The 16620-nt window shown below is 63.4% G+C and carries 16 protein-coding genes, 1 tRNA gene and 1 pseudogene; 10 read left to right on the top strand and 8 right to left on the bottom strand.

The window, feature by feature from the left end:
- Window positions 1-195: 195 nt before the first annotated feature.
- On the bottom strand, window positions 196-1368 hold the full coding sequence (locus XI08_RS11360; RefSeq protein WP_271574447.1) for a L,D-transpeptidase: 1173 nt from the start codon (window positions 1366-1368) through the stop codon (window positions 196-198).
- Window positions 1369-1946: 578 nt separating this feature from the next.
- Here XI08_RS11360 and XI08_RS11365 point away from each other — a divergent pair.
- Both XI08_RS11365 and XI08_RS11370 read left to right on the top strand, forming a co-directional pair.
- Window positions 1947-3074 (top strand): transglycosylase, encoded by a 1128-nt coding sequence (locus XI08_RS11365; RefSeq protein ID WP_271574448.1) that lies wholly within the window; start codon window positions 1947-1949, stop codon window positions 3072-3074.
- 267 nt (window positions 3075-3341) lie between these two features.
- Entirely contained in the window at window positions 3342-4373 is a 1032-nt protein-coding gene (locus XI08_RS11370) for an IS110 family transposase (protein ID WP_271574449.1), read from the top strand.
- Window positions 4374-4762: 389 nt separating this feature from the next.
- On the opposite strand, the gene XI08_RS11375 is transcribed toward XI08_RS11370, so the two are convergent.
- The 3 genes from XI08_RS11375 to XI08_RS11385 form a co-directional block, all read right to left on the bottom strand.
- Window positions 4763-4993 carry a hypothetical protein gene (locus tag XI08_RS11375; protein WP_135177485.1) on the bottom strand — a complete coding sequence of 77 codons (231 nt, stop codon included), beginning with the start codon at window positions 4991-4993 and terminating at the stop codon, window positions 4763-4765.
- Window positions 4994-5032: 39 nt separating this feature from the next.
- Window positions 5033-5314 (bottom strand): hypothetical protein, encoded by a 282-nt coding sequence (locus tag XI08_RS11380; protein ID WP_084302714.1) that lies wholly within the window; start codon window positions 5312-5314, stop codon window positions 5033-5035.
- 339 nt (window positions 5315-5653) lie between these two features.
- Window positions 5654-7189: a peroxidase family protein gene (locus XI08_RS11385; protein ID WP_271574450.1), complete on the bottom strand. Its 1536-nt coding sequence runs from the start codon at window positions 7187-7189 to the stop codon at window positions 5654-5656.
- Between the two features lie 108 nt (window positions 7190-7297).
- Between XI08_RS11385 and XI08_RS11390 the strand changes: the two genes are divergently transcribed.
- The 5 genes from XI08_RS11390 (at window position 7298) to XI08_RS11410 (ending at window position 10001) form a co-directional block, all read left to right on the top strand.
- A complete protein-coding gene (locus XI08_RS11390) occupies window positions 7298-7507 on the top strand; it encodes a hypothetical protein (RefSeq protein ID WP_271574451.1) in 210 nt (69 codons plus the stop codon).
- 138 nt (window positions 7508-7645) lie between these two features.
- The gene (locus tag XI08_RS11395; protein ID WP_271574452.1) at window positions 7646-8005 is read left to right on the top strand and encodes a hypothetical protein; all 360 of its coding nucleotides are present in this window, start codon (window positions 7646-7648) and stop codon (window positions 8003-8005) included.
- A 145-nt stretch (window positions 8006-8150) separates the two neighbouring features.
- On the top strand, window positions 8151-8639 hold the full coding sequence (locus XI08_RS11400; RefSeq protein ID WP_271574453.1) for a hypothetical protein: 489 nt from the start codon (window positions 8151-8153) through the stop codon (window positions 8637-8639).
- A gap of 65 nt (window positions 8640-8704) precedes the next feature.
- The gene (gene greA, locus XI08_RS11405) at window positions 8705-9187 is read left to right on the top strand and encodes a transcription elongation factor GreA (RefSeq protein ID WP_271574454.1); all 483 of its coding nucleotides are present in this window, start codon (window positions 8705-8707) and stop codon (window positions 9185-9187) included.
- Between the two features lie 136 nt (window positions 9188-9323).
- Window positions 9324-10001: a hypothetical protein gene (locus XI08_RS11410; protein ID WP_271574455.1), complete on the top strand. Its 678-nt coding sequence runs from the start codon at window positions 9324-9326 to the stop codon at window positions 9999-10001.
- A 380-nt stretch (window positions 10002-10381) separates the two neighbouring features.
- On the opposite strand, the gene XI08_RS11415 is transcribed toward XI08_RS11410, so the two are convergent.
- The 3 genes from XI08_RS11415 to XI08_RS11425 all read right to left on the bottom strand — a co-directional run bounded on the left by XI08_RS11415 (window position 10382) and on the right by XI08_RS11425 (window position 12639).
- Window positions 10382-10456 (bottom strand) — tRNA-Val (locus XI08_RS11415).
- A gap of 159 nt (window positions 10457-10615) precedes the next feature.
- A complete protein-coding gene (locus XI08_RS11420; RefSeq protein ID WP_271574456.1) occupies window positions 10616-11914 on the bottom strand; it encodes a hypothetical protein in 1299 nt (432 codons plus the stop codon).
- A 119-nt stretch (window positions 11915-12033) separates the two neighbouring features.
- Window positions 12034-12639 (bottom strand): DUF1134 domain-containing protein, encoded by a 606-nt coding sequence (locus XI08_RS11425; protein ID WP_091893924.1) that lies wholly within the window; start codon window positions 12637-12639, stop codon window positions 12034-12036.
- 139 nt (window positions 12640-12778) lie between these two features.
- On the opposite strand from XI08_RS11425, the gene XI08_RS11430 reads away from it, so the two are divergent.
- Entirely contained in the window at window positions 12779-13264 is a 486-nt protein-coding gene (locus XI08_RS11430; RefSeq protein ID WP_027548464.1) for a YHS domain-containing (seleno)protein, read from the top strand.
- On the opposite strand, the gene XI08_RS11435 is transcribed toward XI08_RS11430, so the two are convergent.
- On the bottom strand, window positions 13258-14088 hold the full coding sequence (locus XI08_RS11435) for a 3'(2'),5'-bisphosphate nucleotidase CysQ family protein (protein ID WP_271574457.1): 831 nt from the start codon (window positions 14086-14088) through the stop codon (window positions 13258-13260). The two genes, XI08_RS11430 and XI08_RS11435, sit on opposite strands and share 7 nt — an antisense overlap.
- Before the next feature lie 200 nt (window positions 14089-14288).
- Between XI08_RS11435 and chpT the strand changes: the two genes are divergently transcribed.
- Entirely contained in the window at window positions 14289-14942 is a 654-nt protein-coding gene (gene chpT, locus XI08_RS11440; protein WP_027548462.1) for a histidine phosphotransferase ChpT, read from the top strand.
- Between the two features lie 197 nt (window positions 14943-15139).
- Window positions 15140-16620: pseudogene (locus XI08_RS11445) on the top strand (chemotaxis protein CheA); the annotation flags it as partial.

Genomic DNA, 16620 nt, shown 5'->3' on the forward strand with positions numbered 1-16620 from the left:
GCCTGAGACAGGGCGCGGTCCCTAGCTTCCGGACCGACGCCCATTAAAGCCGTTTTTACACGGCCAAGACCCAGAGCGGACCTCGCACTGCTTTTGCTTACGTGCGGACATCAAGAATTTTGCACCAGAATTGCCGTCGAACAATTCCAGCGGGTTGCGCAGCGGCATCGTGTGTTGGTGGGTTGCGCCGCCGCATCAATGCGTTACCACGATGAAATCCGTGTCTTTTCCCGTCTCATGGCTAAATCCGTTGTCGGAAATAATCAATGAAGAGGCCGGCGTCAGAAGTTTAGAGATCCTCTCAACGGTATCCTGCGGTATTTCGATGCGGTTGAGGACAGCGTTGGCTTTATCGGGCGACGGTACCGATAGGGCGGTCTGCTTCACGGCCGCTTCGCGCTCTTTCATGGCACCCTCGATGCGAGGAAATTCGTCAGGAATCGACACGACCGTCCAGCGAATAGCCGCTCCCTCGCTCTGGAATTCCATTGCGGTAAACACGTGCGTTCCCAGGGGCTCCTCCGGATTTTCGATCTTGACCGCGACATCAAACAACGGCGAGAAGCCCTGACGCACGAAGAGCTTGCTCAACTTACGACTCACGAAGACGGAGATCGGCACCATCTTTCTAGGTGAGCCTTCAGCGGGAGCCGAGCTTGGAACCTGGAGACTAGTGGCTTCTGGAGTCTCGGCCTTGGACACCAGTGATCCATGCGTTGCCGCGGCTGTGCCAATGCTCTTACCCGCGACTGTGGCGGTCTGAAATTCAGGCGAACCGGACACGGCTTTCGGCTTAAAGAGGTGCGGATTGGTTATCTCGACCGGCTGCACATCGTCGTGCGCAATGATCACGCGCGTGCCGCGCTTCGTGAGATGCCAGAGTCGAATAGCAAAGTCATTTTTCAAACGGATGCAGCCGTGTGACGCCGGATGCCCAGGCACGACACCGGCATGCAACGCAATCCCTGACCAGGTGATGCGCTGCATGTAGGGCATGGGGGCAGCGCTATAAATATTGGAACGGTGCCATCGTTGTTTGCTGATCACGCTGAATACGCCGAGGGGTGTAGGATGCCCCTGAGTTCCCGTGGACACCGATGAGCTTGCGATCAGGGCCCCGTTGTCAAAAAGCGAGACCCGTTGGTCAGAGATCGAGATGATGATCTGGAGCGGGCCCTTCGGAGGGTCCTCGGGCCGAGCGTTCTTCGCAGATCCAGAGTTTGTCTGCGTGTGGTGGTGCTTGTGTTTGAACGGAGCGTAATGGCCTGGCCAGAACCTGTCCTGCGGCCAAAACAGAAACTGAGCATGTGCGATCCCTGTAGAGAACATGAAAGCGGCGAAAGCTGTTATTGGAGCCTGCTTCCTCATCCAGTGCCTCATGCAGTGAAGTTGCATGCGAGGTCCAACCAAAAAACGTGGTGGCGTTACCGACCATAACCTCGTCTTCAAATCTGGTCGCAGTGGGTCGAAAATTGGACCAATTCCAATGACGAGGCCAATTTGCTGGAGGAAGACAATCGGCAATAGCCGTCGCGCCGATCGCCGGGCCGATCAATGTACGGTGTGAGGGGCGTTGCGACGGACGCTTTGATCGCGGGCAATGGGTTCGGTTCGCTCAAGATCCCATAAATCGTCAACGACAGACCGTTCGAGGGGCCGGCATCCGCGACTACGGCCACTCAAGCGCGCCTGTTGGTCCGACACTAACAATGGCGGGCTCGCCCCGAACTGGCCGCATGCGTCGCATGGGTCCGGAGCGCCCTACACGCTTACGTCGGAGAACAATTGCTTGCCGGCGGCGCGTTACATTCGGGCAACACTTCGTGGAAAAGATGATGAGCTGAGGTTTGCGCCATTGCGCGGTCATGTCTTGGCCCGAGAATCAATCCGTCGCGTGCTTGGCTGTGCAGCATGGCTCAGGTGGAGCCTTTGGAGGCGACGGGATCATGAACCCGCGGCGATTTACGGCAGTGGCGCCGGCGTTTTGCGGAACGGTCGTTCTCGCGGGGTGGATCGTTGGCTGGCTGGCTGGCTTCGGTTCGGCCGGCACCGAGAACACCCGCGCAGTGCCAATCGAGGACCGCGCAGCATCTCTCGCCGCCAACGCCAGGCTCGGGGATGAACCGCAGGCAATCGCAATGGGCAACGCCGTTGTCGCTAATACCGTTGTCGCGAACGCCGCTGTCGCTAGCGCAGAAGTGGCGACGGCCGCCGAACCCGCGGCGGGGACGGCCACCGACACGACGGCTGCCTCGGATAAGCCGGAATCGATCGTCGTGGCCGCGTTGCCCGATCCGTCGCAGACTCTGTCGGCCGATTTACCGCCTGTGCAGGAATTGGTGGACTTGGGCCACCATGATGTCGCCCAACCGGTGCCGACAACGCGCAATGCCTCCAACCCGGCGCCGGTGACGCAGGATTTTCGGTATCTCATCTATTACGTCTGGTCCGAACTGCCGCCTGCCGAGAAACCGGCGGCTATCGTTTTAAGGTCACTCAAGGACACCCCGGTCGGAACGCCGGTCGAGGAGATCAAGCGCGCTTCCGACGCTTTCGGTCTGGATTTCAATTTCATGAAGGCGGTTGCCAAGATCGAGTCCGGTTTCGATCCCAAGCAACGCACCGGGTCGTATATCGGCCTGTTCCAACTGAGCGAATACGAGTTCAACAAATTCGGCTCCGGGCAGATTCGTGATCCCCGCGACAATGCCGTTGCGGCGGCCTACAAGGTCATTACCGAAGGCATTCTGTTCGAGTGGGTGACGCAGAAGAAGCCGACCTTGAGCGATCTTTACCTAATCCATCAACAAGGCTGGGAAGGCGCGGCCGAGCACATCAGCCAACCTGATCGCATCGCTTGGAAATCCATGTGTGCCACCAGCGAAGGCAGCGAGAAAGGTAAAAAATGGTGCAAACGCGCGATCTGGCGGAATACTCTTCCGGCCGTAAAACACGCGTGGAAATCGGTCGATAAGCTGACTTCGGGGGCATTCGTCGGAATGTGGCGCGACCGGGTTGCTGATTTCCATTCGAAATACATGGCCACCGCCGCTGCCGAACGGGCGAACCAGTAAATTTCCGTTGGCTGGCAGGAGTTGCCGCACCCGCGGGCCGAGCGAGGGCCTCACGATGCTGCACCTGGTGCCGCTCATCGCTCAATGGTCGCGCGAACGTACTTTACGTCGTCAACGACGCGCTCGGATCGTTCCTACTGCGCGCTAACGAGGTGATCGATCAGGTGCCGATGTCTGCTGTTGATGCTGTGGACGGCTCCTCCACGGGCACGAGAGTGCCAAGGAGTGGGCGCCGTTTGAGGCTCCCACGATTCGGAGGAGCAAGCTATGCAGTCAATTTCGACAATCGGTCTGGATATCGCGAAGTCGGTCTTTCAAGTGCATGGCGTTGATACAGCCGGCCAGGTGGTCATACGCCGTCAGTTGAGGCGTCGGCACGTCCTGGCGTTCTTCCAGAAGCTGCCGCCATGCCTCGTCGGGATCGAGGCTTGCGCGTCGTCACACTATTGGTCCCGCGAGCTGCAGGCGTTGGGGCATTCGGTGCGATTGATGCCTCCGGCTTATGTGAGACCCTACGTCAAGCGGCAGAAGAACGATGCCACGGACGCGGAAGCGATTTGTGAGGCGGTTACGAGACCCAACATGCGGTTCGTGCCGACCAAGACGGTCGAGCAACAGAGCTGTCTGATGCTTCACCGGGCGCGCCATCTCTTCATTCGCCAGCAGACAGCCGTGATCAACTCGATCCGCGCCTATCTTGCCGAGTTCGGGATCGTCGCCCCTGTCAGGCGCAGGGGTGTCGAGCAGCTGCTGGAAGTCGTCGCCGATACAGCCGACCGCCGGCTTCCAGAGGTCGGCCGTGCATGTCTTGCTGCTCTCGGCAGTCAGTTGCGAGCACTGAAGGCTCAGATACTGGAGTTCGACAGACGCATCATCGCCTGGCATCGATCAAATGCGACGAGCAAGCGGCTGGATGCGATCCCCGGCGTCGGGCCGGCGCTGGCCACGGCCCTTGTCGCCAGCATTGCTGACCCAGAAGCCTTCCGATCAGGGAGGGATTTCTCGGCCTGGGTCGGGCTTGTGCCGAAGCAGAACTCGAGCGGGGGTAAGGACAAGCTTGGCAGTATCAGCAAGCAAGGCGATCGCTATTTGCGCAGCCTGTTCACGGCAGGCGCACTCGCCGTGATCCGCTATGCCAAGATCCACGGCACCCAGCATCGGCCCTGGCTCACCGCGCTGTTGGCGCGCCGACCAACCAAGGTCGCCGCAATTGCGCTCGCCAACAAACTCGCGAGGATGGCATGGGCGATGATGGCGAGGAATGAAGGCTACAAGGAACCCGCCGCTCTTGCGGCGTAAACGAAATCACACCGGACAGCCCAGTGTGACGTAACGGTTGGGAGGGCGAACAGCACGTAATGCAGCGCCGGTCGATCCGGCGATCAGGACAACCCACATGGGCCACAGCATCATCGAATGCGTGCTTTTGACCGGGATCTGATCCGCGGAGGGCATTATGGCCAGCGGTCATGGGTACCGCGCGAACAGGCCGAACACATGGCTGCTCCGACCAATGCTGCAAAGTGAAGATTCTCCTTGCCAACCTGGAGCCGTCCACACATGGCCCATCGCGTCAGTTAGTCCGATGCAGCGTTTGTCTGGAGTTGGGGGTAAAGCCGACCTGCCGGCTGAACGCCCGGACTTCTCAGTTTGACCCAACTCGGACTCCGCCGAACGATTGCGTTGATTTACGCGGCGCGATCCTTGTCGGACTGTTCCTCGACTGCGGTCACGGTTTCTTCGAATCCCTTTTCGTAATTGCCCGCAAACCTTTCGATGCTGTCAGCCCACATCCTCAGCATTGAGACCTGAAAATGCATAATTGGCTTCAAGGCAATCATACCGATTTCTGTCGCTGCGGTTGTGCGCTTTTGGGCGTCGCGCGCGAGACGGTCTGAGTTAGAGGTGTTGTCTGCCATGGCTGCTTGCTCCTTCTGCTCTGGTGATCAAGCCCAAAGCTACCTGCCAGGTTGTGCACCACGTGATGCTAACCGCTCGGCCAAAGCCTGATCTGCCGCGAGTCTCGCACCTCGGTCGTCATGCAGTTCGTCCAGCTTTTTCAGGTAAGCGACCGCTGCTATTTGCAAGAGATCGAAATCATATTCGCCGGTATCGCGAAGATTGGTGACGTAGCGAACGAGGGCGGAACGCGTGTTGTCGTTCTCACTAATGCCACTATGGAGCAGCAGATAGTTCCGCCAGGCGAACGCACATGCGCCTTCTATGGCCTGAGAAGTCATGGGGCACCTCCCGAAGGTCAGAGAAAGACTGATGAGCCTTTTCGTTCCGCGAATTTCTCAGATGTAATGCTGTTCCGTAGGTGCGCCGCAAGGTGTTTCGCGAAGATGTCAGTGCTGCAGTCGTGGCGGTGTGCACGTCATCGTGCGCTCTGTTGCGCCCAAAGCCGGCGATCTCCTTGTCAATTGTACCCCGAATGACAAGTTCAAAGAACCTGCCGCTCGCGCGGCGTTTGGCTCGATGCGCGCGAGGACCTCAGTCACCTCTCCTCGTCGGGGCAAGATGGCCATAAGGCCGCTCGCACGACACGAGCGGCCTTTGCACCATCTTCCGTCACGCGCTCAGTGCAGGGGATCGCCCTGGCCGAGCGCGTAGGCCACGAGATCCCTGAGCGCGAAGCTCGCGCCGGTCACCGGGGTCCATTGCGGGTCGAGTGACAGCACCGAGGAATGGTCGCCGAACATCATGCCCAGGAAGACCTCGGCCACGATGCGACCGCCGACGGGGCCGAGCTGCGGCGTGTTGATGGGGCCGGGCGCGCCGGTGGCCGGGATCGTGACGGCGGTCTGGAACTGCCGTGCCTCGGCCAGGATGTAGGCCCAGAGCGGGCAATTGCCGGCGAACACGCCGTTCGCGATCGAGGCGATCTGAACTTGCGGATCGTCCGGTCCCGGCTCGTCAACGGCCTTGCCGATGATGATCTGGTCGTCCGTCAGCGGCGTCAGATTCATCGCCCTGGCGACGGCCTGGCCCGAGGGCAGGCCGAGCCGCCAGCTGCGCTCGAGATTGCGCAACGCGAGCGACGATGGATTGGACGCGACTTCCGGCGGCAGCTTGCGCAGCGGGTCCACCAGCGACGCATCGATGCGGTAGGCGAACTGAAGCCGCCGGCTGTTGTCGGCATTGGTGTCGTCGTCCTCGACGCCATAGGGGCGCGTGTCGAGATCGATGAAGCGGCCCCAGTCCATGGCGCGTCCCGGGCCCATGGCACGGAAGCCGGTCAGCGCATTGTGGTCGGGATTGTGGGGATCGGGGAAGATCTGCAACAGCATGTTGGCCGCATCGTTCAGCCGATAGCCGGGGCGGATCATGGAGTGCCCGAGCCGGTAGGCCGCGACCGAGAACTCGACCGGCATGAAGGGGTAGGTCTTCCAGTGGTAGTAGGCGAGCTTGCTGCGGTCGTAGCGGCCGGCGGTTCTCAGCTCGTCCAGCACGCTGGCGTGGACGATGCGCGGCAGGAAGTCGTTCATGACGACGTATTGATAGTGGAAGCGGACGCGCTGCTGCACATCCTCGAACGACAGGCTGTCATTGTCGTCGACCATGCGGTTGTGAAAGCGCAGCATCAGGGCCTGGAACTGCGAGACGATGCTGTTCTCGTCGTTGCGGGGATCGCCGATCAGCGCACGGCCCTTGAAGCGGGGCAGGTCGCTGGCATCGGGCACGCCCGCGCCGGTCAGCTTCTCGCCGAGGCGGAACTTGATACCGTCATACATGTAGGGCTGGTCGTTCGGACCGCGGCCGTAGAGATTGTCCAGATCGAGCGCCGGCGTGCGGAAGTCGACGAGCCCGTCGGGATCCTGCTGCTTGGTCAGCGAGCTGACCGGATCGAACGTGATGTCGTGGTCGATGAACTGGCCGAAATAGGTGTAGAGCGAAGGAATGCCGCTTTCCTCCGCGTCCGGTCCGTCCTTCGGCGCATCGAACGTGCCGACCATCTTGTCGGCCAGCGCCGAAAGGTTCGCGATGTTGTCGGCGTCGTTGAGGCCGAATTTTGCCGGTGTGAGCTTGCGAAACATGCGGCCGAAGCGGCCTTGCGAAAGCGGCGAGCGCGTTGCGTTCAGACCGCGCGGAACAATGCTGTGGCGGCTGCTCATGAGACCTCCCTGAAAAGTCACGATGGATACAAGTCAAGCTGAAGTTGTTCGCGCTGGAATATGCAGGCTAGGCTAGATCGCACCCGCAACAAGCGAGATAGATCACACTTGTCCGACATCGGCGGTTCTTCAGAGGGAGGCGCTTTGCGAGCAAGCTGCGGCCGCGCTTTGCAAATTTTTCCCGGAGCGATGACGGATAACATTCTCGTCATCGATCAGCGCAAGCGGCTTCGCGTCAGTTCGCCGGGATTTGGCCGACACTTTGTCGTGCTCGTCCTGGTGTCCGCGGTGGGCGCCGCGTTCGACATGCATCTATGATGAGGCCAGCCGCGGCGAGTCATGTGATCTCGGCCACAGTTCGAGGCCGGGTTCCGGCCTATCGTCCGCGGACTTGCACACGCTGCTCCCGGAGGCCTACGCTTTGCCGCATTCGGGTCAGTTATTTTGGAGGTTCTGATGCAAAGGTCATACTTGCTGGCTGCGACAGCAGCGCTGGCGCTTCTCATGCAAACACCGCTCGCGCTGGCGCAGAGCGCGCCGGCCGCCGGCGGGACCCCAGCGCCTGCGGCGACGACCACCGCACCTGCGGCGACGACCACCGCGCCGGCCGCGACGACGACAACGCCGAGCGCGACCACTGACACGTCAGCCCAGCCGGCCGACTCCAAGAAGAGCGCATCGAAGAAGCCGGCGAAGAAGAAGATGACGCGGCAGCAGGAGATCGATCATTCGGTCGACACCGGCACGGTGCCCGCGCGCTATCGCAGCTCGGTGCCCAAGCAGTACCAGCAATATATTCCGTTCGAGAAGCAGTGACGAATCGCACGGTGGCGCGGCGCGATTCGGCGTCGCGCCGCCGGTGCCATACGGAGGCGGCCCTGGCCAGGCGGGAGGCGGACCACACATACGTTGTGGCGGTCTGCCGGAGCAGTGCTAGAGTAGGGCGAAGCCGGGGGACGTGATGAGCGACGACGTGAAGGATGCTGGCCTTGTGGCCATGATCAGCAGCATCCTGGGAGGCGGCAAGCGCGCAGACATCGTCGCACCGCCGCCGCTCACCGAGGGTCCACCAACAGCGCCGACGAATGGATTTGACCCGGTCGAGGCGCCCATCCCCGCTGCGGCATCAGTCAAGCCGGATGATCATGCGTCCGATGCCGCGCCGGCAGTCACCAAGCCGGTCGAACCGCCCGCAAAGATCGCCACGACACCGGATGGCAAGCAATTGCTGCCCGCGGAAGCGATTGCCGATCTCGTGCTCGGCGAGTTGCGCAAGCTGGACGATTTTCCCGCGTCCGGCGTCTCGGTCACGGTCTATGGCTACCGGCATTGGAACGCGATGATCACCTTCGCGCCGTTCTCGACCACGTTCCAGAACGCGACGCGGTTCCGCCAGGCCATGCCGGACCTCGTCTTCAAGCTGCGCCGTTTCGTCCAACTTGAGATATAGTCCGGGCAATCGCCCGTGAGCGGACGCGCCGCCGTTGGCCAAGACAGTTCGACAGGATCTACGAATTGAGCGTTGCCTTTACCAAGGAAGAAAGCGCCGAGACGGCGTCCGAGACGCTGTTGCCGGATCGGCCGATCTCGCCTCATCCGAACCTCGTGACCGAAGCCGGCTTGCAGGCATTGCAGACGCAGCTTCAAGAGGCGCGCGAGGCCTATGAGGCCGCGCAAGCCATCGACGACGTCAACGAGAAGCGCCGGCAGTCCGCGGTCCCCTTGCGCGATGCCCGCTATCTGACGGAAAGGCTGCGCACCGCACAGGTCGTCCCCACCCCGGCTTCGACCGACACGGTCGCCTTCGGCAGCACCGTGACCTTCAGCCGCCCTGACGGCCGCGTGCAGACCTATCGCATCGTCGGCGAGGACGAAGCCGACCCGAAGGCCGGCTCGATCTCGTTCGTCTCGCCGGTCGCAAGGTCGCTGATGGGAAAGGCGGTGGGCGACGTCGTGGGGTCGGGGACGCAGGAGATCGAGATTTTGTCGATCGCGTAGGGGCGCGCAGGTGAGGCGAGGATTGCTATCGACAGGAGCAAGCTCATTCGCCTAAAGCATGATCCATGCGTCTTCCTTGTCTTGTCCTGATATCGATGGTCTCCGCTGTGTCCGCGCAACAAAGCCCGATGGTTGGATGAGACGTTTTCTGTCGGGAGCGTTGCCGTTCTACGCGCTGGCCGGATTGGCCATGTGCATGTACCTCGTCCTGTACAAGACTGACCTCTTCGACTTGAACGCCATCGTCCATGGCGCCACCGGTTCGTCATGGTTTCTGGTCTTCATGTTCGTCTGCGTGCTCCTGGAATCGGTCTTCCCGTATTTCGGTTATTTTCCCGGAACCGCCCTCATCCTCATGTCCGTGGCGCTCAATCCGAAGCCTGCGGATGTCTCCGTTTTTGTCGTGGCGTGGCTGGCCATCATTGCGGGCGCCGTCTTAAGTTACGGACAGGCTCGTTTCTTCAGACCGTTGTTGCAGCGGGTTGCCTCAAGAGCGGCGCTGAACCGGTGTGAGTCCCTCCTCGACGCCTACGGTCCTTACGCGCGCCTCGCCTTGTTCGTTCATCCCAATGCTTGCGCGATGTATTTCACGGCAATCGGACTTCTCGGCCGGAACCTGACGCGAGAGCTCGCCCATCTTTGCGTGGGTGCAGCGGCCTGTGTGGGTATTCTGTTCGTCGTCGTGACCAGACTTGTGTCGTCCGTAGGCGCCACCGATGATGGCGAATTGCAGCTGCTGCTGGCGGCAGGCCTGGTCGCCATCGGGACCCTCGTCGGTCTCTACGCGGCCTTGCGGCCGGCTCGGGTGGCTTGAGGCTTGCGTGCGCGTGAACGGGCGCGGTCTGCTCCGTCATTGCGAGCGCCTTGTCCGCCATAGCTCGAAGAGCGACGGCGGAAGCGAAGCAATCCAGAGTCTTTCCGCGGAGGGATTCTGGATTGCTTCGCGGAGCCTGTCATCGGGCCGCGGTTTGCGCGGACCCGTTGGCTCGCAATGACGGGCTCAGGAACTCTCTCCTCGGATGATGCCATCATGCCGGTGTCTTGCCCGACGGAGCAAGCGGATTCGGGAAATACGTAACCCATTGATCCGACTGACGTCGGCTACTGTGCATGGGGTTGTTTTTCAATTTTTTAACGAGACGGTACCGATAGCCGCCAAGATCGTCCGCAACCGGCAGGGTTCAGGAGGATGGATGGTGGGCGCACAAGGGATCGAACCTTGGACCTCTCCCGTGTGAAGGGAACGCTCTCCCGCTGAGCTATGCGCCCGGGACCATCATGCCGACGGCCGGACTTTCGGCCGGCCGGCGCATCAGAGCCCGCGATTTAGAAGTGCGGGCCGGAGGTGTCAAGTTTCCAGGCGCCCCGAGCCTGGAAATCCTTCCCACAGATCGCGCAATCCGGCTGCGAGGCCGCGTTTTGGCCGGCTTACGCGCCCTGCTGGCGGGCGCGGGAGGCGTGGGCCTGGAGCGCGCGGATGCGCTCGGCGAGCGTTCCGCCGCCCTCGGGCAGGGTCCCTGCGGCCGCGCCGTTCGTCGCGGCGTCGTTGGCCGGGCGCGGCGCCGGCTTCGGCGGCTGGCCGGCCTCGGCCGCAAGCAGGGCCTCGATCGGCGAGTTCGGGCCTTCGAGCTGCATCGCCAGCTTTGCGACCTCGGCGGCGATGTCGTTGATGCGCTCGCGCAGCAGCGCGTTCTCCATGCGCTCGGTCGCCCAGGAGCTTTCCGCCTGCTGCTGGATCGCGTTGATGTCGCGCTGGAGCTTGGCGCGCTCGTCGCGCGCGGTGCGGAGCTGCTCCTCCAGCGCGGTCTTTTCCGCGCGGAGCTGCTCCACGGCGGCCGACGACTTGCCGCCGCTCAAGGCGGCGATCTCGACGCGCAATTCCTTGATGGTGCGCTCGGAGCCATCGCTCGCCTGGCGGAGCTGGTTGTTCTCGTAGTCGCGCTCGGCGAGCAGCTTGCCCTGCGTGGCGAGGCGTCCCTCGAGGTCGGCGACGCGGCCCGAGAGCATCTCGGCCTCCTTCACCTGCACGATGAGCTGGCGATCGAGCTCGGTGACGCGCTGGCTCAGATTTTCGACGCGGCCGCGTGCATCCCCAAGCTCGCGCGAGGCGGTCTCGGATTCGGTACGCTCCTGCGTCAGCCGCGCCTGCGTCGCGGCAAACTCCTTCTCGGCATCGCCGACGCGGTTCTTCAGATCCTCGATCTGCGCGCGCACCGCGACCAGCTCGACCTGGCGGCTCTCCGCCATCATCGAGCGGTTGGACAGTTCGGAGTTGATTTTCGCGAGCTCGCCCTGCTTGTCGGTCAGCGCGTTCTCGGCGGCGCGCAGGGCTTCGGTCTTGGCGTTGAATTCCTCTTCGGTGGCGCGGAGTTGCTCCTTCACCGCCTTCTCGCGCGCCTCCAGCGCGAAGATCGTGGCGTTCTTCTCCCCGAGCTCGATCTTCATGCGGTTGATGGCGTCGCTCTTCTTGCCGAGTTCGGCGAGCTGGCTCGTGGTCTTGTTCTTGAGCTGGTCGACGCTCATCTCGAGCCGTCGCGCCGACATGGCGAATTCGGCGCGGAGCTGGTCCTTGTCGGCCTGGATCTCGGCCATCGACAGCGGGGTGGCGGCCTCGAGCCGGCGTGTGGTCAGGCGCACCGCGCGGTTATGCACCAGCGGCACGATGGCAAGCCCGCACAGCATCGCGAGCAGGAAACCGATCGCCAGGTACATGATCGGTTCGACCATGGGCCAGAACTCCCAAAGCTAAGGAAAAATTTACCAACGACAATGCATGGCGGGCCGGCAAAAAGCCAGCCCCGCCCTGTTGTTAACGTGAATCCGGAATTGGACCGGTGGAGCGGAGTCTAGAATGGGTTCCAGGTCGCGCGCGGCGTGTATTTCAGGTAGCCGATATTGGCTCCCAGCCGCAGGCCGAGTCCGGAGCGGATCGGCACCAGCACGATGTTGTTGGCGGTGAGCGCCGTCATGCCGAAGCCGCCGATGATATAGGCCGAGCCGTCGAGGCCGGCGAAGCGCTGGTAGATCGCGTTGGTGGCGGGCAGGTTGTAGACCAGCGTCATGGTGCGCGCGCCGTCGCCGCCCCAGTCGAAGCCGAGCGAGGGGCCCTGCCAGTAGACGCGCAGGTCGCCGGCGTTCTTGGTGTAGAGCGTGCCTTCGCCATAGCGCAGGCCGGCGACGAAGGCGCCGGAGCCTTCCTCACCCAGGATATAGCCGTTCGGCAGGCCCCATTGGCTGACCGCCTTCTCGATGATCGAGGCGAGCCCGCGCGAGACGTTGCCGAAGAAGCGGTGACCGGCCGTCACGAGCTCGTCCGGCCCATAGGTGTTAGGTGTCGGGGACCGCTGCGGCGGCGGCAGGTTGGGCGGCGGCGCCTGCTGGGCGGAGGCCGGCACGATCCAGCCGACCATCGCGGCGAGCGCGAGCGCAGCAAGGCGTGATGCGAAAGTCATAAAAGAACCCCTGGTATCGAATCCGATCGCTTCCTTAACCTGACGCCAACAGGCACGGCTCTAGGTTGCGCCGAATGTCCCCTCGACTCGGATGTTATCCGCAGCAACTATGACGGCACAACGGCAGGAAGATAGCCCTTTGCGCCCCGGAATTGCCTTGATCGGCCGCCTCGTCTGCCTGTTGGCGGGCATTTGGATCGCCTGCGCATGGCTGCCGGTCCAGGCTGCCACCACCGAACGGATCGTCGTCAATCGCTTCAGCGGCGTCGCCATCGAGGGCTTCGACCCCGTCGCCTATTTCGTCGATGGCAGCGCCGCGCAGGGGACGGCCGAGTTCGAGGCCAACCTCTGGGGCGCGGTCTGGCGCTTCCGGAACGAGGGCAACCGGGCCTCCTTCCTGGCCCATCCCGAGATCTATGGACCGCAGTTCGGCGGCTATGACCCCGCCGACATCGCCCGCGGCGTCACCATCGCCGGCAACCCCCGCTTCTTCGCGATCGTGGCGCAGCGGCTTTACCTGTTCAGCCGGGAAGCCAATCGCGACGCCTTCGCCGCCAATCCGGACCGCTTCCTCTACGAAGTCGGCAAGCGCTGGCCGGCGCTTCAGGAGCAGCTCAGTCAGTAGCAGCCGACCGCCTGCGGGTCCCCCCAGGCGATGAACTCCGGGATGATGAAGCCGGTATCCTGCCGCTGGCCGAAGCGGATATCGCCGCCCTTGCCGTCGGTGACCTTGCCGCCGGCCGCGGTCACGACCGCGCAGCCGGCCCCGACATCCCACTCCGAAGTGGGCCCGAAGCGGGGATAGATGTCGGCGCTGCCTTCGGCGATCCGGCCGAATTTCACGGCCGAGCCGACCGTCCTTCTGACGGCATTGGGCCTGCTATCGATGAACGCTTCGCTTTTGGGATCGCCGTGCGAGCGGCTCACCGCCGCGACCCAGGGCTGGCCCGGCGCCGGCAGCTTGCGGGTGTGGACCGGCTCGGCGGCACCGATGGTAGCGCCGTCAAACCTGACGCGCTCGGCGCCGCGGCCGACGATGCCGCGCCAGAGCAGCCCGAGTGCGGGCGCGCTGACGATGCCGAGCAGGGGCACCCCCTGAGTGACGAGGGCGAGGTTGACGGTGAACTCGTCGCGGCCGGCAACGAACTCCTTGGTGCCGTCGAGCGGATCGATCAGGAAGAAGCTGTCGCGGAACGGCGGAGCGGCAAGCTGGGTCCGCTCCTCCGAGAGCGTCGGGATGTCGCCCGCCAGCTGCGCCAGGCCGTCCGCGATGATGCGGTCGGCGGCAAGGTCGGCCTCGGTCACCGGCGAGCCGTCCTGCTTGCCGTCGACCCGCATCGCCGCGCGGTTGACCGCGAGGATCGCTTCGCCCGCCCTCACCACCAGCGCGGTGAGCGGCTCCATCAGGCCGGATGCGGCCGCGCCGTCGATGATCCGCTTCACCTGCATGCCTCATTCATCGGCAATTCCGTTCCTGCTCGACTGATTCGCCCCGATTGATTCGATTGGGGCTTTATGGCCACCCCGAACCGATCGCAAGCTAGCTGCCGCGGGCTTGCGAATGTTAGAACCTGCGGCATCCGTCAAGCATGCGTGATTCGCGGCGTCCAGCGCCGTGCAATTCCAGGAACCCTCCAGGACCCCATTATATGTCTGACGCCTCGTCGCCCGCGACCACTACTGCTCCCGATATGCTCGAACTCGCCGCGCTGCTGTGCTCGCGGGTATGTCACGATCTCATCAGCCCCGTCGGCGCCATCGTCAACGGGCTCGAAGTCCTCGACGACGATCCCAAGCCTGAGGACCGCGAGTTCGCGCTCGACCTGATTCGCAAGAGCGCCAAGACGGCCTCCGCCCGCCTCCAGTTCTGCCGTCTCGCCTTCGGCGCGGCCGGCTCCTCCGGCGCCCAGATCGACCTCGGCGATGCCCAGACCATGGCGCGCGGCCACATCGAGGACGGCAAGTGCACGATCACGTGGAATCTGCCGCGGCTGCTGCTGCCGAAGAATCGCGTCAAGCTGCTGCTCAACATGCTGGTCGTGGCCCAGCACACGATCCCGCGCGGAGGCACGCTCACGATCGATCCGATCGGCGAGGGCGAGGCGATGAGCTTTCGCATCACCGCGGCCGGACATAATGCGCGCCTGCCGCAGAACATCGCCGAGCTCCTCAGCGGCGAGCGCGGGCCCGCCGCGGATGCGCACGCGATCCAGCCTTACTATACGCGGCTGCTCGCGCAGGCCTGTGGGCTCACCGTGACGCTCGCACCGGAAGGCGCAGCCATCATCGTTACCGCTTCGTAAACGCGCGCAGCGCTCTCAAGACGTTAATCCAACCTTTACGAGGCGCTTCGGCTTGTCCGGAGCGCCTTATCTCTTTGTTGGTTCCGTTCTTTTCCACATACTCAACCATTATTAAACGCTTTGCGGTGAAGCTGGCCCCATTCCGAAATGGCGCATCACGCCTCGTGCGCGCCCTCCCTGTATGAAGGCCTGTTTTCATGGATGATCTGTTGCGGGAGTTCTTGACGGAGACCAGCGAGAGCCTGGACACCGTCGACAATCAGCTGGTGAAGTTCGAGCAGGAGCCGAACAACGCCAAGATCCTGGATAACATCTTCCGCCTGGTCCACACCATCAAGGGTACGTGCGGCTTCCTCGGCTTGCCGCGTCTGGAAGCGCTGGCGCATGCCGGCGAGACGCTGATGGGCAAATTCCGTGACGGCATGCCGGTGACGGGGCAGGCGGTGACGGTGATCCTGTCCTCGATCGACCGCATCAAGGAAATCCTCGCCGGCCTCGAGGCGACCGAAGCCGAGCCGGAGGGCACCGACCGCGATCTCATCGACAAGCTGGAAGCGATGGTCGAGCAGGGCATGGCCGCAATGACAGGCTCGGCGCAGCCGATGCCGGCGGCAGGTAGCGCTGCTCCCGTTGCTGAGGCGCCGCCGCTGGTGCCGGAAGCGCCGGCTGCCGCTGCGCCCGCCAAGGAGATGACCTCTGGCACGCTGATCGACCAGACTCTGGAGCGCCCCTTGCGCCCCGGCGAAGTGTCGCTCGACGAGCTCGAGCGCGCGTTCCGCGAGACCGCGATCGAAGCGCCGGTCCCCGCGCCAATGGGGGGGGGGGGGGGGGGGGGGGGGGGGGGGGGGGGGGGGGGGGGGGGGGGGGGGGGGGGGGGGGGGGGGGGGGGGGGGGGGGGGGGGGGGGGGGCGAGGTCAAGGCAGCCCCCGCACCGGCTGCTGAAGCCCCGGCGCCTGTCGCCAAGGAGGCTCCGAAGGAAGCTGCCAAGCCTGCCGCCAAGGCCGCGCCGAAGAAGTCGATGGCCGACGAGGGCGCCTCCGAGGGCGACCGCATCGCCAACCAGTCGATCCGCGTCAACGTGGATACGCTGGAGCATCTGATGACCATGGTCTCCGAGCTGGTGCTGACCCGCAACCAGCTGCTGGAGATCTCCCGCCGCAACGAGGACACCGAGTTCAAGGTGCCGTTGCAGCGCCTGTCCAACGTCACCGCCGAGCTGCAGGAAGGCGTCATGAAGACGCGCATGCAGCCGATCGGCAATGCCTGGCAGAAGCTGCCCCGCATCGTCCGCGACCTCTCGAGCGAACTCGGCAAGCAGATCGAGCTGGAGATGCACGGCGCCGACACCGAGCTCGACCGCCAGGTGCTCGACCTGATCAAGGACCCGCTCACCCACATGGTGCGCAACTCCGCCGACCATGGCCTCGAGACCCCCGCCGAGCGGCTCGCGTCCGGCAAGGGCGAGCAGGGCACCATCCGCCTGTCCGCCTATCACGAGGGCGGCCACATCATCATCTGCATCGCCGACAACGGCCGCGGCCTCAACACCGAGAGGATCAAGGCCAAGGCGATCTCCTCCGGTCTCGTCACCGAGGCCGAGCTCGAGAAGATGAGCGAAGCCCAGATCCACAAGTTCATCTTCGCGCCGGGCTTCTCGACCGCGGCCGCCATCACCTCG

The organism is Bradyrhizobium sp. CCBAU 11361 (assembly GCF_028128935.1).
Classification (GTDB): Bacteria; Pseudomonadota; Alphaproteobacteria; order Rhizobiales; family Xanthobacteraceae; genus Bradyrhizobium; species Bradyrhizobium niftali.

Coding starts and splice junctions, on each gene's coding strand:
- XI08_RS11360 (WP_271574447.1), bottom strand. CDS start 1,368: ATGAGGAAGCAGGCTCCAATAACAGCTTTCGCCGCTTTCATGTTCTCT.
- XI08_RS11365 (WP_271574448.1), top strand. CDS start 1,947: ATGAACCCGCGGCGATTTACGGCAGTGGCGCCGGCGTTTTGCGGAACG.
- XI08_RS11370 (WP_271574449.1), top strand. CDS start 3,342: ATGCAGTCAATTTCGACAATCGGTCTGGATATCGCGAAGTCGGTCTTT.
- XI08_RS11375 (WP_135177485.1), bottom strand. CDS start 4,993: ATGGCAGACAACACCTCTAACTCAGACCGTCTCGCGCGCGACGCCCAA.
- XI08_RS11380 (WP_084302714.1), bottom strand. CDS start 5,314: ATGACTTCTCAGGCCATAGAAGGCGCATGTGCGTTCGCCTGGCGGAAC.
- XI08_RS11385 (WP_271574450.1), bottom strand. CDS start 7,189: ATGAGCAGCCGCCACAGCATTGTTCCGCGCGGTCTGAACGCAACGCGC.
- XI08_RS11395 (WP_271574452.1), top strand. CDS start 7,646: ATGCAAAGGTCATACTTGCTGGCTGCGACAGCAGCGCTGGCGCTTCTC.
- XI08_RS11400 (WP_271574453.1), top strand. CDS start 8,151: ATGAGCGACGACGTGAAGGATGCTGGCCTTGTGGCCATGATCAGCAGC.
- XI08_RS11410 (WP_271574455.1), top strand. CDS start 9,324: ATGAGACGTTTTCTGTCGGGAGCGTTGCCGTTCTACGCGCTGGCCGGA.
- XI08_RS11420 (WP_271574456.1), bottom strand. CDS start 11,914: ATGGTCGAACCGATCATGTACCTGGCGATCGGTTTCCTGCTCGCGATG.
- XI08_RS11425 (WP_091893924.1), bottom strand. CDS start 12,639: ATGACTTTCGCATCACGCCTTGCTGCGCTCGCGCTCGCCGCGATGGTC.
- XI08_RS11435 (WP_271574457.1), bottom strand. CDS start 14,088: ATGCAGGTGAAGCGGATCATCGACGGCGCGGCCGCATCCGGCCTGATG.
- chpT (WP_027548462.1), top strand. CDS start 14,289: ATGTCTGACGCCTCGTCGCCCGCGACCACTACTGCTCCCGATATGCTC.